This is a genomic window from Brevibacillus sp. RS1.1 (assembly GCF_013284365.1).
Classification (GTDB): domain Bacteria; phylum Bacillota; class Bacilli; order Brevibacillales; family Brevibacillaceae; genus Brevibacillus; species Brevibacillus brevis_D.
In genome coordinates this window covers 622,383-646,507 of the sequence record NZ_JABSVA010000002.1, presented here as the reverse complement: position 1 = coordinate 646,507, position 24,125 = coordinate 622,383, and the positions used below count along the sequence as shown (strand labels likewise).

Genomic DNA, 24,125 nt, shown 5'->3' with positions numbered 1-24,125 from the left:
AAGTGAAAACAGGAGGCGCTGTTTAGTGTTCTGCTACCTCTATTTCATTTGTCTTTGTTTTCCGCAGTTTGTAAATCGCAACGAGTAAAATAAACCACACAGGTGTGATGAACAAGGCGACTCGTGTATCTTCCGCGAGTGCCAGCACGACCAGAATGAAGGCCAGGAATGCCAGGATCAGGTAGTTGGCAAACGGATAGAGCGGCATTTTAAACGAATTCGCTTTTGCTAAATCTGGTCTCGTTTTGCGATATTTCAAATGACAGATGACGGTAATTCCCCAAATAAAGATAAAGCAAACGGTCGAAACGCTAGTGATCAGTGTAAATACGCCTTCTGGCATGACGTAATTCAAGACAACGGCGATAAGGATAACAATCGTCGAAAAGAGGAGTGCATTTGCCGGAACCTTGTTGGCAGTCAGTTTGGTAAGGGGCACAGGTGCATTCTTTTCTTTGGCAAGGGAGTAGACCATCCGGCTTGTACTGAAAATGGCGCTATTACATGCGGAAGCGGCAGATGTCAGTACGACAAAGTTAACGATACCGGCAGCGGCTGCAATGCCAATCGCTGCGAAAACCTGCACAAACGGACTCTCCAACGGGTTGATCGCGTTCCAAGGATAAATGCTCATGATGACGATGAGTGCGCCAACGTAGAAAATCAAAATCCGAATCGGGATTTGGTTAATCGCTTTTGGAATGACTCGTTTTGGGTCTTCTGTTTCACCGGCTGTCAGACCGACGAGCTCGATTCCAACAAATGCGAACACGACCATCTGGAAGGAGAGAAGGAACCCATTGAAGCCGTTCGGGAACATACCGCCATGACTCCATAGATTCGTGAAGCTGGACGCACCAGCATTCGTAGAAAAGCCCTTGATGATCATGAAAATGCCGACAAAAATCAGGGCGAGAATCGCGATGACCTTAACCAGCGCGAACCAAAATTCCATTTCTCCAAAAAGCTTCACTGTCGCCAGGTTCATGATTAACAAAATCACGAGGGCGATTAAGCCTGGCATCCACTGCGGTATTTCTGGAAACCAAAATTGCGTATAAAGACCAACAGCTGTCAGGTCGGCCATGGCGATGGAAATCCAACAAAACCAGTAAGTCCAGCCCGTGACAAATGCGGCCATATTCCCCAAATAGTCTTTGACGAAATCCACAAAAGAATGGTAGTTCAAATTGCTCAACAGGAGCTCCCCAAGTGAGCGCATGATTAAAAAGCAGATGATGCCTGTAATCAAGTAAGCAAATAAGATGGATGGGCCGGCCAAATGAATCGATTTTCCTGCGCCCAAAAATAATCCTGTTCCGATTGCTCCGCCGATCGCGATAAGTTGTACGTGTCTGTTTTTCAGACCTCTCTCCAATTTTTGATCCTGCATACGATCCACCTCTCTCTATTTTTAGTTAGTTTTTAATTTTTAGATTTTTACCAAACAGATAATGTTCATATTAACATAACTATTGTTGTTTCACATATGTTTATTTATTTTTATAGAAAAAAAGCTTTTAATTATGAACGGAATAGTGAGATTTTGGAAGTGTTGGCTCTTTTAAACAAAGGCCGCACTTTTTTTGTATTTCAGAAAAAAGAAGATATTGACATGAGAATGGAAATCATTTAATTTTGCATTAGGGAAACTTTTTTATACACAACCACATTAGTTTTCTTGGGCAAATATTATTGGTACAAGACTACATTGTTGTGTGTAGGCATATATGCATAGAGGAATTACCCGTTTCACCATCGTTTTTTGGACGGGATCATACAACGGGCTATCATTTGGAGGGAAGAAGCATGGAATCGGCTATCGCGGTAAGGGACTTGCATGTCTCCTACTTTGGGAACGAAGTTGTTCGGGATGTCTCGTTTGACGTTGAGCTAGGGAGTATGGTTGGAATCATCGGTCCAAACGGGGCAGGGAAGTCAACCCTGATCAAAGCGCTCTTGGACCTCATTCCAAGAGACAAGGGGAATGTGCGGATTTTTGGGAAAGAGACAAATGAATTCCGGAAGAAAATCGCCTATGTACCACAGCGGAGCATGATTGATTGGACATTTCCGATCACCGTCATGGACACCGTACTGATCGGAACCTATCCAAGTGTCGGACTGTTCAAATTTCCGAAAAAAAAGGAAAAAGCGTGGGCGCTGGAATGCTTGAGAAGAGTAGGGCTGGAGGATTTCCGCGACAGGCAGATTGGGGAGCTCTCCGGCGGGCAGCAACAGCGTGTCTTCCTGGCAAGGGCACTTGCGCAAAAACCGGAGCTACTGCTTCTAGACGAGCCGTTTGTGGGGATTGATGTGGCGAGTGAGGACACCATCATTCGCATTTTGAAAGAGCTGCAATTTCAGGATAAAACAATCGTGGTCGTCCATCATGACTTGTCCAAAGCATATGCGTATTTTGATCAGCTTCTTCTCATGAACAAAGAATTGATCAAGTTTGGTACGGTCGATGAAGTACTGAATCGAGAAGTCATGTCGAGAGCATATTCCTATCAACTACCATTTCTCGAAAAGACCGAGGTGCTTGCATAATGGATTTCTTGATGGCAATTGGACAGTATGAGTTTTTGCAAAAAGCATTGTTTACATCTGTAGTGGTTGGGTTAATCTGTGGCGTCATCGGTAGCTTTATCATCTTACGCGGAATGTCTTTGATGGGGGATGCCATCTCACACGCTGTTTTGCCTGGGGTGGCTCTCTCCTATGCTTTTGGGATCAATTTCTTCGTGGGCGCTGTTTTAACGGGTGTGCTCACCGCAGTTGGAATTGGCTACGTGAGCCAAAATAGCCGCATCAAGAATGACACGGCGATTGGAATTTTGTTCACGTCTGCCTTTGCGATCGGGATCATCATGGTTACGATGCTGAAAAGCAGTACCGATCTGTATCACATTTTATTCGGGAATGTATTAGCTGTGCGCTCGTCAGATATGTGGGTGACGGTTGGTATCGGGGTCATCGTCATCGTGACAGTCTACGCTTTTTTCAAAGAACTGTTACTGACTTCGTTCGATCCAACCATTGCTGCTGCCTACGGCTTGCGTAACAACCTCATTCATTACTTGCTGATGACCTTGTTGACGATGGTAACTGTCGCTTCCTTGCAAACCGTAGGAATCGTGCTCGTAGTCGCCATGTTGATTACACCGGCTGCTACCGCTTATCTTTTGACGGACCGTTTGTCGATCATGATCTTCTTGGCTGGCGGTTTTGGGATGCTGTCTTCGGTTATCGGCCTTTATTTTAGCTTTACCTATAATTTGGCCTCTGGTGCCACGATTGTTGTGGTTGCAACTGTGCTCTTCTTCCTGGCCTTTCTCTTCTCCCGAAAACACGGGGTGGTATGGAAATCAATCCGAGCTCGGCAAAAACGAATCGAGCTCTTAAAGTAAAGGAGAATCATCGTCATGAAGAAGTGGAATCTGTTTTTCGTTTTTCTACTAGCAACCGGATTAATGGCAGCGTGTGGTGCTCAGCAAAGTGCGAACGAGCCCACGAAATCAGAGAGTGACAAGTTGCAGGTCGTAACCACGTATTCGATTCTGTATGACATCGTGAAAAATGTTGGGGGAGATCGAGTAGAGATCCATAGTCTCGCTCCGATTGGCTCCAATCCGCATGAATATGACCCACTACCTGCTGACGTGCAAAAAACGACGGATGCGGACGCGGTTTTCTACAACGGACTGAATTTGGAAGCAGGTAACTCCTGGTTCGATAAACTGATGACCACAGCAGGCAAAACAGGTCCGGATGCACCCGTGTTCCGTCTCAGTGAAGGCGTAGCAGCCAAGCACTTGACGACCAAAGGCAAGGAGAGCGAAGAAGACCCGCACGCGTGGCTAGATGTACGCAATGGCATCAAGTATGCGGAGAACGCAAAAAATGCCTTGATCAAGGTGGACCCAGCCCACAAGGAAACGTATGAGCAAAACGTCAAGAAGTACATCGAACAGCTGACTGCGCTACACGAGGAAGCGGTTAAGCAGTACAACCAGATTCCGAAAGAACAGCGTTTGCTTGTGACGAGTGAGGGAGCGTTCAAATATTTCAGCGAAGCGTACGATTTTGAAGCGGCATACATTTGGGAAATCAACTCAGAGAACCAAGGAACACCCGAGCAGGTCACACAGGTGGTCGATACAATCCGTGCGAAAAAAATCCCGGCTCTGTTCGTAGAGACGAGTATCGATCCACGTAGCATGGAGATGGTATCGAATGAAACAGGTGTACCGATTGTCGGGAAAGTATTTACAGATTCGCTCGGAAAGCCGGGAGAAGATGGTGATACGTACATCAAAATGATGGAATGGAATATCAAGACGATTTACGAAGGATTGACCAAGAAATAAGCTTCGTAAAAGCAAAGCACAGCTCTCCTAATCAGGGGCTGTGCTTTTAAATTCTTCCACTGCTTAACATCCTTCATCAGATTGAGGTATAATAGGCTAGTGTGCAAAAGGAATCCGGAGTATTCATATTTAATCTGTCATATTGAAAGAGAGTGGGATTATGGGTCGTAAGTGGAACAATATTAAAGAGAAGAAAGCTTCTAAAGACGCGAGCACCAGTCGTATTTATGCAAGGTTCGGGAAGGAAATTTACGTAGCGGCAAAGCAAGGCGAGCCGGACCCAGAGTCCAACCGTGCTCTGAAGGTCGTCCTGGAGCGTGCTAAAACGTACAGCGTACCGAAAGCGATTATCGACCGCGCGATTGATAAAGCAAAGGGCGGCTCTGATGAAACGTTTAGCGATCTGCGCTATGAAGGCTTTGGGCCAAACGGTTCCATGATCATCGTGGATGCACTGACCAACAACGTAAACCGCACAGCTCCTGAAGTGCGTGCTGCTTTCAACAAAAACGGCGGTAACATGGGCGTATCCGGTTCGGTAGCTTATATGTTTGACCCAACAGCGGTATTTGGCTTGGAAGGCAAATCCTCTGATGAAGTGCTGGAAATCTTGATGGAAGCGGACGTAGACGTGCGCGACATTTTGGAAGAAGACGGTGCTGTCATCGTTTACGCAGATGCCGAACAATTCCACGCTGTACAAGAAGCACTCAAAAACGGCGGCGTTTCAGAGTTTACCGTAGCTGAACTGACTATGCTGCCACAAAACGAAGTAACGCTGACAGAAGACGTACAAGCTCAATTCGAAAAGCTGATCGATGCTTTGGAAGACTTGGACGATGTGCAGCAGGTGTACCATAACGTTGATTTAGGTGAATAATGTTTTTAATGGAGAAGACCTTTGTTTTAGGACAAGGGTCTTTTTTATGTGCTGTGTATTGGCTGTGGTGAGGAGAAGAATATTTCCAGTCTAGGCTCCAGGCTCCGTCCTGCTGAGGGTTGAGACTGTCCGCTCCGAAGGAATTTGCGGGGAAACGCAAAAGTGGTAGCCGCTTCGAAGCACGGGCACGGTTGCGTTTCTGTTGCCCGCAAATCCCTTCTCCGCTTGGTAGGACTCCACAAGTCGCTACGTCTGGAAATATTCTTCTCTGTCGGAACTTCTCACATTCTTCAATCTTTTAGGGATTTAAAAAATCGGATCATAAGGAAAGTTCGTAGAGGAAACAGGAGAAAACAGCGAAGATCTTTGGTACACCGACCGAGACGGAATGCAAAAAGCGAAACACGCCCTTAAGCGTCTACCTCTGAAACACATCCTGAAAGGACTCCTTTGGACGCGGTTTTGCTTTTTGAAAATGAACGACCAGTATGCTTGGAAGCAGGATGAATTCGAATCAGAAGAAAAGTTCTACTGAATGCCGAATTCCAAAAAGCTGTTTTATCAAACGCAAACTGCATACAAGGAACTGGACGTGTCGACAGGCTGGAAATACGATCACAAAATGACCCAGTTTCCCTCTTACTCCAATGACATGAAGTACCGTTATATTCGGACAGATACGGAAGAATACTTATTAGACTTGCAAAGGGGAAAAAAGGTGATTATGCAGACTCCCGTGTCCTATGGAGATACCCTGTCAAAAATCTTCTGGTCACCTGCCGGACATCAGATTGCAGCAGAGGCGTTTTTTATGGGAGCAGTAAGCTCCCGCGATAGTTATATGTAATCCGCTCCAGCAAGCAAGTCCCGAAGTGCACCTATCCTTTTGGCGATCCTCAAGAGGGCAAAATTAGCCCCTATTCAGATGGGCTTGATAACTTCCGCATCATAGGATGGGCTGGGAATGGGAAATCGTATTACTTGGCCGATCTTGCCTCCGCCCATTATTCTGCTTTTGCATCGGACAAGTCAAGTCAGACGAGAATTTCCGCATTTATGAGCAGCGCTAATCGAGAGAAATAACGAAGGAATTCATAGCAGTCTATGGTGAGTGGAAATCTAGGGCAATTACAGCGGTTTAGGCAATGCGGAAGGTTGGGATGAAGGCGAATACCTTTTATCTTAGGGTCAATGAACTTGAAAGTTCATCTGTTCAAGTGAAAGTGTAGTAAATAAATGCCAAAATGACAGGTCTTTGGTTATAGGTCTTGTTAAGAATGATCCTCTCGGAAATAATGGCGATTCAATTTGTGTTACAACAGTAAAATGGAAAAAATAGAGTTTCCGTTTAATACATTCCTGACAGTTATCATTTTGATTTAACACTAGTGTAATTATCGGGGGGTAATTAGTTCAAAATAGGTTCAATTACAAATGCTAATGAAGCATAAAGATTGTTAAGTAGTATTTGCATTTGAATGTGAAAGTAAATAATTGTTTTAAAATGTTAGCGTGTGACTATTTACGTCATACGCCATATTTTTATTAAAGCAAAAAATATTGTAAAAAATGGAGGATTGTGACAGAATGAGCAAGAAAATCTTTATAAATATGATAATGCGTATTAATATAATGACTTTTTATGTAGTTGGAGGAAAGTATGATACCTATTCAATATATTCACCAAAAAAGCAATAAAAATTTGATTCTATTCGTGCATGGATTTACTGGTGGAATTGACACTTGGGGGACTGATAAGGAGTCCTTTCCTTCAATGCTAGTTGAGGAAGAAGTAATATCAAGTAACTATGATTTAATGTGTGTTAACTATTATTCAAAAATTGTTGAATTTTACATACCTCGAGTTGCTGGGAAGTCGTTCTTAAGAATGTTTGGCTTAGGTAAGTCTGCTATTTCCAAAAATATTGGAATAGCCGAGCTAGGTGAGTTTTTAAAATCGGTTGTAGAGTTTTACTGCTCTCCTTATAAAAATGTAATTATAGTGGCTCATAGTATGGGAGGACTTGTTACTAAATCGTTCCTATTAAACAATAAAACTGAATCAAAAAAAGTTAAATTATTTTTATCGTTAGCAGTTCCTCATAATGGTACTGATTGGGCACGTTTAGGGGAGGCTCTTTCGAGAAATCATCCTCAATTAATCGATTTAAAGCCGCTAAGCAAGACCTTAAATGGTATTAATACAAAATGGATACATAATCAAGTAGAAATGCCAAAAACAATATATTTCTATGGACAGTATGATGAGGTTGTATCTGTAGAAAGTGCTATTGCTTACGAAAATGCAGAGCCTACTAAAGTAGCATGTAATGATGACCATTTCTCAATAACTAAACCATCTTCTAAAGATAGTTTGGTTTATGTTGCTGTAAAAAAATACCTTGTTGACTTCATCGTAAACTTTCAAAGCGAGAATGATATGTTGGTTAAACCCTTTAAAGATGAGGGGCAATTAGATCATGAAATATTCGTATTAAAACTATTGGTGGCGGATGTTCATAAAACACTCGTTCACAATGCAAAATCAACTTTTTTTAATGCGGAATATATGAGGAAATTCTTAATACACCAATCAATAGGAATTGAAGAATTAACGGCTCTATATTCAAAGATTGAACATCTTTATTCAATTGCATTTGGAAAAATATTGGGCGGGACGATAAAAGATAGTAATGACCTTGTTACGGAAATTCATCAAAATATTTTGGATGAAGATAAAGCTTTCCTTAAAAGTACAATTCCCTTAATTGACGCTTATCATAAAACGGGGATGTTACATCAATTAGCAAACGACTTAGAAAAAGATGTATGGTGGGCAAAAGTAAATTCAATTAATGATTTACAATGTTTGAGGGAGGCGATGAAAGAAGATGACTAAACTCCCTTTTATTATTCCGGAACAAGATTTGAATTTGAAAATGGGCACTTTATTAACTATACTTGATTGTCTGTCTTTCACGAAGAGAAAAAAACCCATCTTAACTTTGGATAAAATTTCGATATATGACTTTTTAGTTAAGCACCCGTTTGTACTACATGAAATGACAAAACTTGATCAATCTGTTCCTTACTTCTTACTTAAAGAGTACGAGAAGGGATCTGTTCAAACTAAATTTATTAACAAAAAAAATTTGTTCGATTATTCATCTACACGAAAAACACTCCAAATTTTATTGGTATATCAATTCGTTGACATACTGACCGAAAAAAATGAAATATATTATGTTATCACTGAAAACGGTAAAGAATTTATTGGGGAAATTGACACAGATTACTTGCTACGTATTAGAGAATTATGTGATGTAATCGCCCCCATAACATCTATTGCTCCGTCAAAAATTAAACTATTAATAAATCCGATCTTAGGAGTGTAGAGATGAAAAGTATATCTCCCTTACTATTGATAAATAAATTAGTTTTAGTTGGACATGATGAAAAAGAGTATAGTGTTCCGTTTAATCCTGGTGTGAATATAATTTATGGAGATTCAGATACAGGTAAATCAAGTATTTTAAATTTAATAGACTATTTATTGGGTTCAAAAAAAGTTTACATGTATGAAGAAATCGAAAAAAACGGTAAGTATGCCTTACTTGAAGTTAATTTAAATGGAAGTGTTTACACTATTAAGAGAGATATTTTCAAGCCTGAGGAATTAATTGAGGTTTATTCCACAAGTATTGAAAACATGTCGGAATTATTTCCTGCACTTTACGGCCCTAACTATCAAAAAGAAGGACCAGCAGGATATTTTTCGGATTTCCTTTTGAATGCCTTAAATATACCTCTTGTGAAGATTAAACAAGCTCCATCCAAGATGGATTCAGATTTAAGTAGATTAAGTTTTAGAGATATTTTTAAATTCAATTATCTAGATCAAGATGATGTTGGAAATCGTAATATTCTTGATAGCGGTAATTTTAGTGTTTTCACAAAAAATAAGGAGACTTTTAAATTTCTTCATAATTTATTAGATAGCCAAATTACTGACTTACAGGGGCAGATTAGCGAAAAAACCAATGAGAAGAATAAGCTACTTGAAAGCTATAATGTAATTTCATCGTTTTTCAAAGATACCAATATTCAAACGCTTGAAACATTGAGTGACGATTTAGCTGAATATAAGCAGGAAGTAGAAAATATTAATCGAGAAATACAATCAATTAACACACAAATGCGTTCCGATAATGCATATTTTAACGATCTACGAAATTTAATATTACGATTAGAGTCAGAATTAAAGCTTGATACGGAAGCAAAATCCTTAAAGTTAGCACAGCTAGAACAACATGTTCGATTAAAGAAGGATTACCAACAAGATATTGATAAACTAGAATCCTCTTTAGCTATTATCAAGCGTTTACCAGAGCATAAAGAAGAGGTCGACTGTCCCATCTGTAGTAGTAAAATTGAATATACTAAGTTAGCATTAAATTTTGAAAAAAATAATTCTGAAACTGTCAAAATGGAGATAAAAAGTATAAAAAACAGATTAAAAGAATTAGAAACGTTAATAGATGCTGAGCGAAGAAATATTATTTCTATAGAAGCAGAGGAAAACCATAAGAATGAAAATCTAAAAAAGGCTCGACAAATGCTTGATATTGAAGCTAAAGAATTTGTGTCTCCTTTTATTGCACAGAGAGATGAATTAGTGGCTGAAAAGGCTACTGTAATAGAAAAAATGAATAAAGTTGAATATCTAATAAAACTAAGAAAGCAATTAAACGAAATTATTACTAAATCAAATCATTTGTCCGAGCAAATTGGACAACTAACCAAAAAGTTGGATCAATTGAGAGCAGGTGCTCCTTCTATTGAAGGTGTACTAAGTAATATAGGTAGTAGCCTAGAATTGTTCTTAAAAGCGATTCCTATACGCAAACCATTCGGCATTTCGATAAGCAAAAAGAACTTTTTACCTATTGTCAGAGATAGAAATTATAGCGAACTAACATCGGGTGGACTAAGGACACTAGTCTCAGTTGGATATATTCTGAGTCTATTACAAAATAGTCTTAATAATAGCACCAATTTTCCGAGTATCGTAATGATTGATACTATTGGAAAATATCTTGGGAAAACCAAAAATGGTAATGACAGTATTGAAGTAAATACAAATGAAGATATATTAGAGGGATTAGACGATCCTTCTAAAGTTATAAACCTCTATAGTTTCTTAACAAATCTATCGGAAAAATTTCTAGAGAAGGACAAGTTACATCAAATAATAATTATTGATAATGATTTGCCAGTAGAGTTAGAAGTTATGGTACATCTTCAAAAGTATGTAGTTAAGTATTTTAATGTTCAAGGGAAAAATGGAGGTAGCGTAGGGTTTATAGATAATGCATAGAAAGTTAACCAGCTTCGTAACTAACTAATCTGATAAATAGCTATGAGCAGTGATATACAAACCTACTAACTAATTACCTTTTCATACAATAAGTGAGTATATAAACATTGATATTTTTAATAGAATAGTGTTCCACACTGTGCAGGAAGCATTCAAAAACGTAGGTGTAACCGAGTTTACCGTAGAACTCGCCATGCACAAAACGAAGTAACGCTAACAGAAGATGTACAAGCTCAATTCGAAAAGCTGATCGATGCTTTGGAAGACTTGGACGATGTGCAGCAGGTGTACCATAACGTTGATTTAGGTGAATAATGATTTCAATGGTGAAGACCTTTGTTTTAGGACAAGGGTCTTTTTTATGTGCTGTGTATTGGCTGTGGTGAGGAGAAGAATATTTCCAGTCTAGGCTCAAGGCTCCGTCCTGCTTAGGGTTGAGACTGTCCGCTCCGATGGGATTTGCGGGGAAACGCAAAAGTGGTAGCCGCTACGTCGCTCGGGCACGGTTGCGTTTCTGTTGCCCGCAAATCCCTTCTCCGCTCGGTAGGACTCCACAAGTCGCTACGTCTGGAAATATTCTTCCTAGCGTTACTGCTTACATTTCATCAATCTTTTAAGGCTTTTAAAACCCATCTTAATCTGGAAAGCTCGTAGAGGAAACAGGAGAAAAAAGCGAAGATCTTTGGCACACCGACCGAGGCGCAATGAAAAAAAGAGAAACAAGCTGTTAGCGTCCACCTCTGAGACACTCCCTGAAAGAACGACTTTGGACGCGGGTTTCGCTTTTTTTCATGGAGCCGGGCAGCTTACGCTACCCTGGGGGTGGGACAAGAATCTGAGCGTTTTCTCCTGTTTCCTCCCCACCACGACAGCCCGTCAAACGGTTTATAAAAAGAAAATAAAACCGCCTCCATAAAGGAGACGGCATATATCGAGCTCGTTAGTTTTGAGGTGCTACCGATCATCACGTGCGACGCATCTACCTCCAGTATGAAGTTAGAAGCTTAAAGCAGTGTACGGTTTCCCTTACTCACTAGGTGATCGTGTAAATCATCCATGGCACATCGCCTCCGTAAAGGTCTACAGCCTGATTGAAAACACACCACCGAGCTCGATGAGTATAGTATGAGCAAAGCCCATCTTTTTATTCACTCATCTTTAGCATCTGTTTTCGAATAGCATTTAAAAACTGTTGGTTGCTGTAGGCCGTGCCACCAGCTAATCCTGGTTCAACTGCATTCACGTACATTTGATCGGCTTTGACAGCACGTAGATTTTTCCATGCAGGCTGCTCTTGCAACTGCTTGAAAGCGGGCTGGTCTTCTTTTGTGACCATCACAAACAAGTAGGTGGGATCTTCTTTTGCCAAAGCATCCATAGAGAGTGCGGTACGCTCCTTCATATTCGCGACGACATCTGGGACAGGCAGGGCCAAGTCCGTATATAACAGGTTATTATACCGTTCATCCTTTGGATAGGCGTAAAAGGAGCCTTCTTGGAACCACAGCGTCAGCACTTTCTTTTCCGGGAGTGGAGCGAGCTTGTCGCGGAGTTCCTGTGCATTTTGCTTCACTTTACCTATAAAGGTATCCAAATTGTCATCTCTTCCACGAACATCTGCGAGCAGACGCAAGTTTTCTTGCCAATGAGCTCCATTCGTAGAGACGGGAATGACGGATGCAGCGGTTTGTAATTTGGCCAAGTCTTCCTTGGAGGTCTTGTCAGTTGTCATGATGACGTCAGGTTTAAGGGCAACCAGCTCACCTAGGTTCTCTGTTATATGATAGGGGAGCTGCTTGGCATTTCTGATCATGGCTTGATATTCCGCCGGAAACTTTCCGTTTTTATCCACCGTAGCTGCGACGGGCGGGATTCCCAGCAAGAAAGAATCTTCATACGAAGCAGGGAAGCCAACGAAAACAATAGCTTTGGTTCTGGCCGGAATTGTATAAGTGTTGCCTAAGTAAGTGATCGATCTGGTCGGTTTCGCTGCCGCTGAATCGCCCGTTTGTCCACCATTTCCGCAGGCTGCCAGGACGAGGAGCAAAGCAGCAATCGGGATAGCTAGTAGCCGTTTATACATACAGGTCACTCCGTTCTTACTTCTTGTGTTATCAGGAAAGTAGCAGGACTCATGTAAATTATAGGCTACCCGATCCATCCGTCGCTGTTGCATTCCTGAACATTTTCAAACATTCTGCTGTAACCTTTTTCCTGCTCAAGACACTAATGGGTATCCAAGAAAATTTTCGCATAGGAAAGTAGTCGATCAGCCGACAGCAAGAGAATGGAGGAGCTTCTTTGTATGAAGAAATGAAACATCAGGTCATGGCCATCTATGAGCGGCATTATCATGATGTATATCAATTTTTGCTGTACTTTGCCGGCAGTCAGAATGATGCAGAAGATTTGACGCAGGAGGTTTTTTTGCGAGTGATTCGCTCGCTTGAACGATTTGAAGAGCGATCTGACGTGAAGACATGGCTGTTTGCGATCGCGAAGCATACAGCAATGAATTCCTATCGAAAACGCAAGTGGCAAAAGCTGTTGTCAGGGGACTGGCTGGCTGTTGTGATGCCAGCCTCGGAAGGGAATCCGGCACAGGAAGTAGAAAGCCGGGAGGACGAACAAGAATTGATTGCCGCGATTAAGGGACTGCCACCGCATTACCGCATGGTTGTCATTCTGCGAGGCATTAAAGAGTACAGCGTCAAAGAGACTGCTGAAATACTGGGTTGTTCTGAATCAAACGTGAAAACGACGATGCACCGGGCACTGAAGCTGCTGCATGGCAAACTTTCGCATACGAAGAAGGGGGAATTGTACAGTGGATTGGCAAAATGAACGAGATATGCTGGAACGGTTAGTGACTCTGCAAAAAAGTACACCCCCACGCAAGGAGTTTGTAGAGAGTTTACGTACAGTGCTGGAACAAGAAACAATTCGGGTTGGCAAGAGGAGACGGCTGTTATTGAAGCCGTTGAAGGCGGGGATGGCAGCAGTAGTGATCGCTTCTGGATTTGGCCTGTATATCATGGCTGGGATGGGGCAAAACGAAAGCGTGAACCCTCAAGTGACGGCAACAAGTAGTCCGCAGCTTCCCGCCCATCCTGTATACGAGCAGGCGAAGAAACTGCTGCAAGAATTGGCAGGGCGAGATGCAAGCCAATATGCGGTAAACGGCATGCTGTCCAATACTGAAACAGGTCATGTCGTGATGAACAAGACGGTTAACAACATTCCGGTTCTCGACGACCAATACACGTTTACAATAGACAAGGCGGGCAGGCAGCATAAAAAAGTGGTACAGACAAACGATACGACAGGCATGGTCTTTCCTGATCCCAATAAGGCAATGCCAGTAAAAAAGGCAGAACAAATTTTTGGGCAAAGCGCCCGGCTGCTCTATTCAGAGTGGGAATGGCGATTGCAATATGAGTTTCCTTTTTCAGGTGACATTGATGCCATTACAGGAGAAATTTACCCAACAGAACGCTATCATCCCGATTACAGTCTAGTAGATATGCCACCAATTCCTGTGAAACCGGGAGGCATAAAGCTGGTAGCTCCCAACATCGAAGAAGCAGATAGACTTTTTCGGGAGTGGGGATTCGAGCCTCCGTTTTCCTTCGTTATTCAAGAAGGCTCAGGCGTACATACGTACAAAATGGAAACGCGAACCAAACAGAAAATAGAACTGGACGTAGTAACAGATACAGGAAAAATTCTGAACTATCGGTATGAAAATAACCATGAGAAAAAGGAAAAGCTCCCTCATCCGAAGCTGGAAAACGTGCAAGAAGTAGCAGAGCAATTTCAGAAATACCTTCCGTTAGATACCAAAGAACTGCTACTTGGTTCTGCCACTAGAAAAGGCAACATTGAAACCTATCAATTCTTTAAGTCCCATCAGGGAGTCCCGATTATGGGGGGGTATACGGTTTATTTTGATGTGGACAGGAAACAGGTGATCGGAGTCGATCCTACGTATACCATGGAGTCTAAGCCGCTTCCTGACAAAAGCAAGGCAATGTCACGGGAAGACGCGACTAGCGTATACGTCACCCATCGTCCACTCCGATTGGTCTATAAGCTGATGGAGAACCCAACTACAGGAAGGGTAGAGCCGCGTCTCGTCTATCATATTTATTATCACGATACCCCGCTCTATATGGTGGATGCGCTGACAGGGGAGTGGGTGCGTAGTTAATAACATCGAAACAACCGAAAAACCAGGGAGGAGATTCCCTGGTTTTTCGCTATGTCGCTTATTTGAAAAGCGGAACATAAATATCAATCTCGTTGTCTTCCTGCCCTGGCTTGTAGCGCTCATCCCAATACTCAAAATCAAATCCGGCATACTCATATCCCGATTCGCAGAGCCAAGACCCGTAGAGAGAACCATATGTCTCGCCTAAGTTTGTCTCAGGTCCCTTGTGGGTTACTTTTGCAAATGTTCCCGCGGGAATCGTGTGACTGACCATCCCTTCAGGAATATCGGCGAGGCTGGAAACTTCGACGCCAATAATTGTGGTAAAAGGATCTACCGCCGCATCGAAGTCAGCAGTGTCAGGATAGATTTGGATCAGGTATTCGCCCTCACCAACCTGATGGTGAATTTCGTTTTTTCTAGCTCGCAAAGCTCCAGTGGTAATAGCGGAGAGCTTTTTGCCCAAGTCTTCTGTCACATTCGCCGTAAAAGTGATACCAATGACATGTGTTTCCTCGCGAGTGAGAATAGTTGGCTTCACGAGATAACGTCCTTTCGTCTAGTAGAATCGGGAACAGAGCTAATCCAGCAGCTATTTCAGCTCTCTGGCATATATCTTCGTTCCATCATGCGTAAACGTACCGATATATTTCTTGCCACCTACCGTATATTCCATAGAAACGGTTTCCTTTCTAGGAGGCGTAAGCAGCTTGTGCGGAAACGGGAATGGCTGTTTGTTCGCCACGTGCCTGACACGATAAAAACACCGGATTGGAAGTTGGATTCCACCTTGTAATTTCGTGAAGGCTTCAGCACGACTTTTCCTTCGTGCGTAATAAAGTGGGTCATGCCATTTATTTTCACGCGATGTAATCCTTCGCTGTACCCCATGTACTCATCAAAGAAAGGCTTTGCGTGTATTTTGCCATTCATATCTTTTAAACCAAATTTGTAGGATAAAACCATGCCATCCTTTACGTTACGTTTGACAAAAGGGTAGTGAAGAATATCGAAAGTGGTAGCTCCCGTATATTCACTTGGGATCGTGAAAAGTTCCTCATCTGTGATCTGCTTGGATGTTTTCGTACGAGCATTATACAGATAAGACGTATAGCTCGTAGGGGAGTACAAAAACCATTCTCCGTCAATTTGCGTAAAATAATTGTTGTAAGCACCTAATTCCTGTGTGTTGCCTTGTTGATCGAAAATAATAAATGAGCTGTTTCCGTAGAACGTAATAATATGAAAAAAACCGTATCCGTCTTGCAACGGACTCATGTACCCCGGATATGCTAACGATTCCTGCTGATCGATTACTTTCCCCGTAGGAGAAACAAGGGCAAAATGAGGGAACCATTCATGTTTGAACTCTTTGTAAAAGGGATCGTTTGGACTCGATCCTGCAAATGGTACGAAAAATGGTTCCGTTAGTCCAGGTGGTACCTGAATCTCTTTTTCTGTCGGAACGTGCTTGAGTACTGTCGTTTCCGGTCTGTCTGAACGGATGGCATTTTCGGAATGTGCGACAGAAGGAACGTTTGATAGAGTAAGGATCAGAGCTAACAGAATGTTGACGTAGTTGGTCTTTTTCATAGGTAGAATCACTTTCTCTTTCTATTTTTGTACGTAAAAGGTAGATGTTTCTCGAAAGGTGTATGTCGCGCATGTGTTGATCTTACAAGATTTGGATGATAGAATTACATACATAGATTTATGATGTATTGTTTATCTAGGTATTTGCGGTTAAATCGGGAGGCACTATGAAAATCAATAAGGAGCTTTTAAAAGGCAGCACCGTGATCCTGATCTTGACGATGCTGGATCGAAAGGAAATGTACGGGTACGAGATCGCGAAAGCCATCGAGAAGGAGTCAAATGGTCTGTTTACGCTAAAAGAAGGGACGCTGTATCCGATCTTGCATGCGCTCGAAGCGGAGCGTTATGTGGAAGCGTATTGGGATGAGAAGGATGGCAGAAAGCGTAAATATTACCGGATTACGGCAGAAGGCCGCGGACAATTGAAGGAGAAAAAGCTCGAGTGGCATACGTTCCGCGATGGGATTGATCGGGTGCTGGGAGAGGGAAGAGCATGAAGCAGACGAATACACATCCATTGATTGCAGACTATCTCGATCATGTATGTCGCCATGTGCGGGCAACGGAAATGCATCGCAAAATTCGCGATGAGCTGGAAAGTCACTTGCTTGATTTAATGGATGAACACATGGAAGAGGGCGTGGAAGAGGAAGAAGCGGTGAGGCAAGCCATTTTGCATATGGGTGATTCTGCTGCGGTTGGGAAGCAGCTGCATCGGATTTATAAGCCCAAAGTGGAGTGGAGGCTTCTGGTGTATGTGGTGGCTTTTCTGGCTGTTGGTCTGTTTACGATGTATGGAATGCAGGTCAGTTTTATCGAGTTTAAACTGGACAGTTACTGGTTCTATGGCATATTGGGTATCGGGGTGATGCTCGCTGTTACCTTCACGGATTATCGCAAGCTTTTGCCGTACTCGTTGCATTTGTACATGCTAACTGTGGGCGTGTTTTTTCTCATTCTTGCGTACGACTATACAATGAATGGAAAAACATATATGTACCTTGGTGGCACGATTAGGATCGATTTTGTGGCAATGTCCATGTATTTGTTTCTCATAAGCGTTGCGGGTATGCTTCTTACAAGGACGTGGCGATTTCGGAGCACGGCTTCCAAGCTGACCGTATTTGTTTTGCTGCCAGCTTGCCTCTTTGTTATGGCTGGATCGATTATGGAACTCATGCTGTACCTATTTGGATTCATGATACTCATGATGTATACGAAAACCGTCCGGAAAGAAAAACTCTATCTAGTGATTGTGTCTGCTATTGTTTGGACAGCTGCCTGTTTATTGGATAGATACACGCTAGGAAGGGTGCAGGGCTGGGTACAACCGACCAAAGATCCGCTCGGAAAGGGATATGAATATCTAGCGTCGATGGAAGCAATTCGCTCGGCAGGTTTTTGGGGAAGGGGCTCCAATGCTCCATTACCGAGAATGTCTTATTTAGACTCCGATTTCAAATTTACGTACTTAATCCATAGTTATGGCTGGATTGCGGGCATCTTGATCTTGTTAGCCGTTGCTCTGTTTATAATTAGACTGGCTCGGGTCGTCAAGGAAGTGGACGAGCCATATGGAAAGCATCTCATTGTCAGTATCGTTCCTTTATTCTCCCTGTTCTTCGTTTGGCCACTGCTGATGTCAACCGGCATGCTGCCAATCGTGAATATTGAGATTCCTTTTCTCAGCTATGGCAACATAGGGACTTCTTTGGCTCATTTCGCTGTCCTCGGTCTCGTTCTGAGTGTCCATCGGCATAGAAACTCAATAGGGAAGCCACATACCTTCGTGGCAAAATAGCAATCCATAAGAAGCCTCGTGCAATCGGGAATGATAGGATATAGACATCAAGGAAAAACAAACCCGAGGAGGAAGTACACATGGCATTGCAATCCAAACAAATTTTCGTTAATTTACCGGTGAAGGACCTCAACAAATCGATCGACTTCTTTACGGCGATCGGGTATGAATTTAACCCGCAATTTACGGATCAAAATGCAGCATGCATGGTGATCGGCGAAAATATTTTTGCTATGCTGCTCGTTGAAGAGTTTTTCCAAACGTTTACGAAAAAAGAGCTGACGGATGCAACCAGAAGTACCGAGGTCATTGTCGCGTTGTCTGCGGACAGTAGAGCGCAAGTCGATGAGATCGTAAACAAAGCATTTGCTACGGGCGCAACTCCAGCGAAAGACCCGGTTGACCATGGCTTCATGTACGGTTGGAGCTTTCAAGATTTGGACGGCCATCTGTGGGAGTTCTTGCATATGGATCAAGGCGCTGTTCCACAGGAATAATAGACCAAGAAAACGAACTGAGGGCAAAAAGCACGGGATCGAAAAAAGATTCCAGCTTTTTGCCCTCTTTTTCCATTTAATACTGGCACATCCCAAGTGGATTCCCGTCCGGGTCAAACAAAGGTCTGCACCCAAGCTTTTCTTCATACCATTTTGCAGACGCGCTTGGGTCCGTCACAGGTATAAAAACCCCTTCCATGCCTTTTAACAGTGATTGAGCCATCTTTTCATCTCCCATTCGACCAAAAATCAATCACCTACCATTTTCGGCGACGATGGTAGGAAAAACCTGTAATTCCCACACTTTCATTTAGACAATCACTCGTGACATTTCGCTAGCTAAGCGTTATCTTGTACGTAAGAACACAGATGGGGTGAACGGATGCGCTTCTATACAACCTACATAAAAAAATACGGCGTAGTCGCCGGGATTTCCATGTTTTTCTTAGCGTTGGAGGCGGTATGTGATCTATTGCAGCCGACGATTCTGTCTCACATTATCGATACGGGTATCGGAAACCGGGATATGGATTACGTGCTCAAGACAGGCGGGCTGATGCTGCTCGTTACGGCAATGGGGGCAGTCGCGGCATCGATCCGCAATGTGCTGGCGACATACGTGTCGCAAAACTTTGGTGCGCAGCTGCGCGCAGATTTGTTTTCCAAAGTGCAATCCTTATCCTTTGAAAACCTAAACAAGTTCGATAGAGCCTCACTCGTGACACGTCTGACTAATGACGTCAATCAAGTGCAGATGTTTGTAAACGGCATGATGCGAATATTCGTCAAAGCGCCGTTGATGTGCATTGGCGGGTTGTTTATGGCAACCCAATTGAACTTGGATTTGGCTGTGATTCTCGCCATTGTCGTACCCATTGTGGGTCTGTTTATTTTCTTGAATATGAAAATCGGTTTTCCGTTCTTCCTGAAGGTACAGCAAGCACTCGACCGAGTGAACGGTGCGATGCGTGAGTATTTATCTGGGGTACGTGTCGTTAAGGCATTCAATCGCTTTGATTTCGAGCGTGGCAAGTTTACACGGGCAAACGAAGAGCTGCAGTCCAAATCGGTCTCGGCTACGCGAGTGATGTCCATCTTCAGTCCAGCGATCATGCTGACGATGAACCTCGGAATTGTCGCGGTCCTCTGGCTTGGGGGGCTTGGCGTAGGACAAGGAAACATCGAGGTCGGTCATATTATCGCGTTTACGAACTACATGACCCAAATCCTATTTTCACTCATGATGATTTCCTTGGTATTTAACATGTTTGTCCGGGCCAAAGCATCGGCAGGACGCATCGGAGAAGTATTTGCGGAGGAAAACCAAATGAGCTGGAAGGAGGAACAACCGCACGAGCTTCCAGGCAAAAAGGGACGCATCGACTTCGAAGAGGTCAGCTTCTCGTATGATGGAGAAGGCGGTCAGCCAGTACTCAAGCAGATTTCGTTTACTTGTCTGCCGGGGGAGACAGTCGGGATTATCGGCTCGACAGGCTCTGGAAAAAGCAGTTTGGTTGGTTTGATTCCACGGTTTTATGATGTAACGGAAGGCACGATTCGAGTAGATGGCATCGATGTACGCGATATCGAACCGAAGCGATTGCGCGAAAAAATGGCGATTGTGCCGCAAAAAACAATGCTGTTTACGGGCACGGTGATGGAAAACATTCGTTGGGGCAAGGCAGAGGCGACCCACGAGGAGGTCGAGCTAGCGGCACGTATGGCGCAGGCTCACGAGTTCATCTCCGCCACTCCTGAAGGCTATGAGACACGCGTAGGACAGGGAGGAGTCAATTTCTCTGGAGGACAGAAGCAGCGTATTTCTATAGCCAGGGCCTTGGTGAAAAAGCCGGAAATCCTCATTCTCGATGACAGTACAAGCGCGGTAGATGTGGCAACAGAAGGGAAGATTAAGGATGCGCTCCGAGCCTATGCGGCTGGCCTTACCTGCATTTTGATTGCACAGAGAATAACCTCTGTCATGGATGCGGACAAAATCATCGTGCTCGACAATGGTGAAGTTGCGGGCATCGGTACGCATGACGAATTGATGACCTCTTGCCAGGTCTATCAGGAAATCTTTCAGTCACAAATCGGCCGGGAGGTGAAGTAAGGTGAGTCAACAGAAGCAACAACAACCTGTCTTTTCACCGAGACCTGGCCGGGGCTTTGGACATGGTGCTGCCAGAGGTCCAGTAAGTAAGCCCAAAAATTTTTCAGGTACGCTAAAAAGACTCTGGTTAGCTTTTGGCAAAGAAAAAAAGCTGCTGCCGATCGTATTCGCCATTGTATTTGTCGATGCACTCCTCATGCTGTCTGCGCCTTATTTGATTGGAAAGTCGATTGATGCGATGACAGGTGGCGAGGAAGCTCTTAGCTTTTTGTCAATCCTCATTCTTGCTTTGCTCGGCTCGTATATCTTCGATGGGGCACTGACGTTTTTGCAAAGCTGGTTGATGGCAGGCATCTCACAACGGATCGTCACGAATCTGAGGCAATCCCTTTTTGACAAGCTGCAAAAGCTGCCAATTGCTTATTTCGATTCGCGGACGCACGGGGAGTTGATGAGCAGGCTCACGAATGATATCGACAACGTCAGCAGCTCCATTTCCCAATCGACAACGCAATTGATGTCAGGGGGGATCGTGATCCTCGGTTCGCTGGTGATGATGCTCGTCTTGTCTCCGATCCTGACACTTGCATGCCTGATCACGGTGCCACTCGTGTTTCTACTCACACGCACGATTGCCAAACGAACGAGCGTACTGTTCAAAAATCAGCAGATGGAGTTAGGTAAGCTAAATGGACACATTGAAGAGACGATTTCAGGCATACAGGTAGTGCAGGCCTTCAATTATGAGCAAAAAGCCATTGAGGACTTTACGACGATCAATGACCGGCTCAGCAAGATCGGGATGAAGGCACAGGTATGGACGGGCTTTCTCATGCCGATCATGAACGTGATTAACAACCTCGGCTTTGCCATGGTAGCGATTGTCGGAGGCGTTCTCGCTGTCAAAGGATTGATCACAGTCGGTGTGATTGCGAGCTTTCTCAGTTATTCCCGCCAGTTTGTCCGTCCGCTGAACGACCTCGCGAATATTTTCAATGTGCTTCAATCCGGTGTTGCTGGGGCGGAGCGGGTGTTTGAGGTATTGGATGAACAAGAGGAGCCAGTGGATTCTCCGGGTGCCACTGTGCTCGCACAGCCAAAGGGTCACGTTGTGTTCGATCAGGTCAGCTTTGGCTATCGTCCAGATCAACTGATTTTGAAAAATATCAGCTTCGAGGCGCAGGCAGGGAGTACCATCGCGTTAGTCGGACCGACGGGTGCAGGCAAGACCACCATTGTGAATTTGCTCACGCGGTTTTATGATGTGACCTCGGGTACGATTTATTTGGACGGAAAAGACATTCGAGAGTATTCGCGGGACAGCTTGCGGCGCAGCTTTGGCTTTGTTTTGCAGGATACGTACTTGTTCTCTGGTACGATCAAGGAGAATATTATGTACGGCAAGCCAGATGCGACAGATACGGAGGTAGTAGCCGCTGCGAAAATGGCAAATGCAGATGTATTCATCAATCGGCTTCCGATGCGTTATGATACGATGCTGACGGAAAATGGGGGCAACCTGAGTCAAGGACAACGCCAGCTTTTGGCGATTGCCCGCGTCATACTCGCCAAGCCCTCGCTGCTCATACTCGATGAGGCGACAAGCAGCATCGACACACGGACAGAGCTGAATATCCAGGATGCGCTCCTCACCATTATGGATGGGCGTACGAGCTTTGTGATTGCGCACAGGCTTAATACCATTCGGGATGCCGACACGATTATGGTCGTGGATCGGGGAGAGATCGTGGAAAAAGGCAGTCACGATGAACTTATTGAGCAAAAAGGTACCTACTATCAATTGTTTTACAACCAGTTTAAAAATCTGGAGGCTGCTGGGGAATAACAGAGCCCCCCGTCCAAACACGGAAATGACGTGGAGGACGGGGGGCTTTTTAATAGTTAGGATGCTGGTTTGCTGGCAGCGATCAACAAGAAGATCGGCCGACGCGCATCCCGGGTATATCCAGCTTTTCCTCAGGAGGACCAGGTTCAGCGACTTTTGTAAGGTGAAATCCGGCAGCAAGTGTTCGAAGAAAATAATGTTGTAGACTCGGAAAATAAAGTGATAGACTGTGAAAATATTGTTTTAGACTGGCGAGGCGTTACTACGCTAACGAGCAGGAAAGTTCCCACTATGCAGTTGTATATGTATGAGTAATAACCGCTCTCCATACTTGGAAAGAACAAGCGATTGAAGTCAGAGCAGCTTGTTTAGATGTAGCTTTGCGCCGACTTCCAAAACCGAAACAACAATTTGTATATGGAATCGATCAAACTGTTTTTCTCTCCAATCAATCCCGCGCAGCTTACCTAAGCGAAGATGGTGCACACGTCATATCCGTGATCAAGTATCAAGGAATAGAGACAAATACAGAAAGAGATTTACAAGAACTGGAACAAACCTTGGATTTGGTTCAACCAGGTTGGCAGGACGAATTAGTTGTCAAACAATACCTTTCCAAAGGTCACGGTTTGCCATGATTTTATGCATATGAAACGTCAAGAGAACCCAGGGCCCGCTGTCCCGGAAATTAGTGGGTTATATGTAGCAGGAGAGTGGGCATCTCACGGTGAACTACTGGTCGATGCTTCGACAGCAAGCGCTAAAAGAGCTGTACAGCATATACTCTCGCATGAGGAAATGGAGAGAGCCCTCAACTATGAGTATAGAAACATTGTATAAATTATATAAAACGCCTCTTTTCTCGTTAGCATATCGGATGCTCGGGAGTGTTATGGATGCGGAAGACATTGTACAAGAAGCCTTTCTTGCATTTCAGCCCCTTTGATCTCGATGGCAGAGGGTCAAATAAAGTAGTTTGTGAACTCTCTCATACAAGGAAATACGAGCAAACTGCTTGAGCTAGTCAGTGAAAATGTCGTTTTCTATTCAGACGGCGGAGGCAAAGTAAGAGCTGCGCAGATTCCTATCATTGGCTTTGATAAAGTCATTAATTTGCATCATAATCTGCTCAGAATGTATGAAGGGAAGTATTCTTATTCGTTCCTTATAGTAAACGGGTTGCCGGGGATTCGAATCAATATAGATGGAAATATTCAGTATATATACTTAATTTGCCCCCATTCAAAGCTCCTCGTGCAGTCCAGGGGCAGTGAAATCAACAATCGTGGGAGAGCGCTAACTGGCAGTGTAGAGGTCTGGCTTCAGGCTTCAGGTTATGGTCTTTTTCTGTCCCCATTAGCGTACGATCAGAGAATAACTTATTTTCCAAAATGTGGTATTATTATTTTCTGCGTGTTTGAATTTTTTGACT

At 43.7% G+C, this 24,125-nt stretch carries 21 protein-coding genes and 2 pseudogenes; 18 read left to right on the top strand and 5 right to left on the bottom strand.

Annotation, left to right across the window (positions count from 1 at the left end; all coding sequences use genetic code 11):
- Nucleotides 1-22 precede the first annotated feature (22 nt).
- Nucleotides 23-1,393 (bottom strand): amino acid permease, encoded by a 1,371-nt coding sequence (locus HP570_RS08615; protein WP_041749305.1) that lies wholly within the window; start codon nt 1,391-1,393, stop codon nt 23-25.
- A gap of 416 nt (nt 1,394-1,809) precedes the next feature.
- Between HP570_RS08615 and HP570_RS08610 the strand changes: the two genes are divergently transcribed.
- The 9 genes and pseudogenes from HP570_RS08610 to HP570_RS08570 all read left to right on the top strand — a co-directional run.
- Entirely contained in the window at nt 1,810-2,553 is a 744-nt protein-coding gene (locus HP570_RS08610) for a metal ABC transporter ATP-binding protein (protein WP_012685204.1), read from the top strand.
- Nucleotides 2,553-3,413 carry a metal ABC transporter permease gene (locus tag HP570_RS08605; protein WP_012685205.1) on the top strand — a complete coding sequence of 287 codons (861 nt, stop codon included), beginning with the start codon at nt 2,553-2,555 and terminating at the stop codon, nt 3,411-3,413. The genes HP570_RS08610 and HP570_RS08605 overlap by 1 nt, the downstream gene beginning before the upstream one ends.
- Nucleotides 3,414-3,428: 15 nt before the next feature.
- Nucleotides 3,429-4,373, top strand: a complete 945-nt coding sequence (locus HP570_RS08600; RefSeq protein WP_173625458.1) for a metal ABC transporter substrate-binding protein — start codon at nt 3,429-3,431, stop codon at nt 4,371-4,373.
- A gap of 160 nt (nt 4,374-4,533) precedes the next feature.
- Nucleotides 4,534-5,253, top strand: a complete 720-nt coding sequence (locus HP570_RS08595; protein ID WP_012685207.1) for a YebC/PmpR family DNA-binding transcriptional regulator — start codon at nt 4,534-4,536, stop codon at nt 5,251-5,253.
- 535 nt (nt 5,254-5,788) lie between these two features.
- Complete coding sequence (locus tag HP570_RS08590) at nt 5,789-6,100, top strand: hypothetical protein (protein ID WP_173625457.1); 312 nt, start codon at nt 5,789-5,791, stop codon at nt 6,098-6,100.
- 813 nt (nt 6,101-6,913) lie between these two features.
- On the top strand, nt 6,914-8,152 hold the full coding sequence (locus HP570_RS08585) for an ABC-three component system protein (protein WP_173625456.1): 1,239 nt from the start codon (nt 6,914-6,916) through the stop codon (nt 8,150-8,152).
- Nucleotides 8,145-8,648 carry an ABC-three component system middle component 4 gene (locus HP570_RS08580; protein ID WP_173625455.1) on the top strand — a complete coding sequence of 168 codons (504 nt, stop codon included), beginning with the start codon at nt 8,145-8,147 and terminating at the stop codon, nt 8,646-8,648. Before HP570_RS08585 ends, HP570_RS08580 begins: the two co-directional genes overlap by 8 nt.
- Nucleotides 8,649-8,650: 2 nt before the next feature.
- A complete protein-coding gene (locus HP570_RS08575; protein ID WP_173625454.1) occupies nt 8,651-10,630 on the top strand; it encodes a coiled-coil domain-containing protein in 1,980 nt (659 codons plus the stop codon).
- Nucleotides 10,631-10,760: 130 nt separating this feature from the next.
- Nucleotides 10,761-10,945: pseudogene (locus HP570_RS08570) on the top strand (YebC/PmpR family DNA-binding transcriptional regulator); the annotation flags it as partial.
- An 829-nt stretch (nt 10,946-11,774) separates the two neighbouring features.
- On the opposite strand, the gene HP570_RS08565 reads toward HP570_RS08570, so the two are convergent.
- The gene (locus tag HP570_RS08565) at nt 11,775-12,713 is read right to left on the bottom strand and encodes an ABC transporter substrate-binding protein (RefSeq protein WP_173625453.1); all 939 of its coding nucleotides are present in this window, start codon (nt 12,711-12,713) and stop codon (nt 11,775-11,777) included.
- Nucleotides 12,714-12,931: 218 nt separating this feature from the next.
- Here HP570_RS08565 and HP570_RS08560 point away from each other — a divergent pair, with 218 nt between their 5' ends.
- On the top strand, nt 12,932-13,474 hold the full coding sequence (locus HP570_RS08560) for an RNA polymerase sigma factor (protein ID WP_173625452.1): 543 nt from the start codon (nt 12,932-12,934) through the stop codon (nt 13,472-13,474).
- Nucleotides 13,458-14,840: a hypothetical protein gene (locus tag HP570_RS08555; RefSeq protein WP_173625451.1), complete on the top strand. Its 1,383-nt coding sequence runs from the start codon at nt 13,458-13,460 to the stop codon at nt 14,838-14,840. Before HP570_RS08560 ends, HP570_RS08555 begins: the two co-directional genes overlap by 17 nt.
- 58 nt (nt 14,841-14,898) lie before the next feature.
- Here HP570_RS08555 and HP570_RS08550 read toward each other — a convergent pair whose 3' ends face one another.
- Both HP570_RS08550 and HP570_RS08545 read right to left on the bottom strand, forming a co-directional pair.
- Nucleotides 14,899-15,381, bottom strand: a complete 483-nt coding sequence (locus tag HP570_RS08550) for a GyrI-like domain-containing protein (RefSeq protein WP_173625450.1) — start codon at nt 15,379-15,381, stop codon at nt 14,899-14,901.
- 119 nt (nt 15,382-15,500) lie between these two features.
- Complete coding sequence (locus tag HP570_RS08545; RefSeq protein WP_254495135.1) at nt 15,501-16,433, bottom strand: hypothetical protein; 933 nt, start codon at nt 16,431-16,433, stop codon at nt 15,501-15,503.
- A 167-nt stretch (nt 16,434-16,600) separates the two neighbouring features.
- Between HP570_RS08545 and HP570_RS08540 the strand changes: the two genes are divergently transcribed.
- The 3 genes from HP570_RS08540 to HP570_RS08530 all read left to right on the top strand — a co-directional run bounded on the left by HP570_RS08540 (nt 16,601) and on the right by HP570_RS08530 (nt 18,734).
- A complete protein-coding gene (locus HP570_RS08540; RefSeq protein ID WP_048031793.1) occupies nt 16,601-16,933 on the top strand; it encodes a PadR family transcriptional regulator in 333 nt (110 codons plus the stop codon).
- Nucleotides 16,930-18,237: an FtsW/RodA/SpoVE family cell cycle protein gene (locus tag HP570_RS08535; protein WP_173625449.1), complete on the top strand. Its 1,308-nt coding sequence runs from the start codon at nt 16,930-16,932 to the stop codon at nt 18,235-18,237. The genes HP570_RS08540 and HP570_RS08535 overlap by 4 nt, the downstream gene beginning before the upstream one ends.
- An 80-nt stretch (nt 18,238-18,317) precedes the next feature.
- Nucleotides 18,318-18,734: a VOC family protein gene (locus HP570_RS08530; protein WP_173625448.1), complete on the top strand. Its 417-nt coding sequence runs from the start codon at nt 18,318-18,320 to the stop codon at nt 18,732-18,734.
- Between the two features lie 76 nt (nt 18,735-18,810).
- On the opposite strand, the gene HP570_RS08525 is transcribed toward HP570_RS08530, so the two are convergent.
- Entirely contained in the window at nt 18,811-18,957 is a 147-nt protein-coding gene (locus HP570_RS08525; protein ID WP_254495132.1) for a VOC family protein, read from the bottom strand.
- A gap of 159 nt (nt 18,958-19,116) precedes the next feature.
- Between HP570_RS08525 and HP570_RS08520 the strand changes: the two genes are divergently transcribed.
- From HP570_RS08520 to HP570_RS30035, 4 genes and pseudogenes are all read left to right on the top strand, one after another.
- On the top strand, nt 19,117-20,847 hold the full coding sequence (locus HP570_RS08520; RefSeq protein WP_173625447.1) for an ABC transporter ATP-binding protein: 1,731 nt from the start codon (nt 19,117-19,119) through the stop codon (nt 20,845-20,847).
- A 1-nt stretch (nt 20,848) separates the two neighbouring features.
- Nucleotides 20,849-22,693, top strand: coding sequence for an ABC transporter ATP-binding protein (locus HP570_RS08515; protein ID WP_012685214.1), 1,845 nt, complete (start codon nt 20,849-20,851; stop codon nt 22,691-22,693).
- 380 nt (nt 22,694-23,073) lie between these two features.
- Nucleotides 23,074-23,331 carry a hypothetical protein gene (locus HP570_RS08510; protein ID WP_173625446.1) on the top strand — a complete coding sequence of 86 codons (258 nt, stop codon included), beginning with the start codon at nt 23,074-23,076 and terminating at the stop codon, nt 23,329-23,331.
- 179 nt (nt 23,332-23,510) lie between these two features.
- Nucleotides 23,511-23,624 (top strand): annotated as a pseudogene (locus tag HP570_RS30035) (sigma factor); the annotation flags it as partial.
- Nucleotides 23,625-24,125: the final 501 nt, after the last annotated feature.

Coding starts and splice junctions, on each gene's coding strand:
- HP570_RS08610 (WP_012685204.1), top strand. CDS start 1,810: ATGGAATCGGCTATCGCGGTAAGGGACTTGCATGTCTCCTACTTTGGG.
- HP570_RS08565 (WP_173625453.1), bottom strand. CDS start 12,713: ATGTATAAACGGCTACTAGCTATCCCGATTGCTGCTTTGCTCCTCGTC.
- HP570_RS08520 (WP_173625447.1), top strand. CDS start 19,117: ATGCGCTTCTATACAACCTACATAAAAAAATACGGCGTAGTCGCCGGG.
- HP570_RS08580 (WP_173625455.1), top strand. CDS start 8,145: ATGACTAAACTCCCTTTTATTATTCCGGAACAAGATTTGAATTTGAAA.
- HP570_RS08600 (WP_173625458.1), top strand. CDS start 3,429: ATGAAGAAGTGGAATCTGTTTTTCGTTTTTCTACTAGCAACCGGATTA.
- HP570_RS08530 (WP_173625448.1), top strand. CDS start 18,318: ATGGCATTGCAATCCAAACAAATTTTCGTTAATTTACCGGTGAAGGAC.
- HP570_RS08585 (WP_173625456.1), top strand. CDS start 6,914: ATGATACCTATTCAATATATTCACCAAAAAAGCAATAAAAATTTGATT.
- HP570_RS08605 (WP_012685205.1), top strand. CDS start 2,553: ATGGATTTCTTGATGGCAATTGGACAGTATGAGTTTTTGCAAAAAGCA.
- HP570_RS08535 (WP_173625449.1), top strand. CDS start 16,930: ATGAAGCAGACGAATACACATCCATTGATTGCAGACTATCTCGATCAT.
- HP570_RS08590 (WP_173625457.1), top strand. CDS start 5,789: ATGCCGAATTCCAAAAAGCTGTTTTATCAAACGCAAACTGCATACAAG.
- HP570_RS08615 (WP_041749305.1), bottom strand. CDS start 1,393: ATGCAGGATCAAAAATTGGAGAGAGGTCTGAAAAACAGACACGTACAA.
- HP570_RS08575 (WP_173625454.1), top strand. CDS start 8,651: ATGAAAAGTATATCTCCCTTACTATTGATAAATAAATTAGTTTTAGTT.
- HP570_RS08540 (WP_048031793.1), top strand. CDS start 16,601: ATGAAAATCAATAAGGAGCTTTTAAAAGGCAGCACCGTGATCCTGATC.
- HP570_RS08595 (WP_012685207.1), top strand. CDS start 4,534: ATGGGTCGTAAGTGGAACAATATTAAAGAGAAGAAAGCTTCTAAAGAC.
- HP570_RS08525 (WP_254495132.1), bottom strand. CDS start 18,957: ATGGCTCAATCACTGTTAAAAGGCATGGAAGGGGTTTTTATACCTGTG.
- HP570_RS08545 (WP_254495135.1), bottom strand. CDS start 16,433: ATGAAAAAGACCAACTACGTCAACATTCTGTTAGCTCTGATCCTTACT.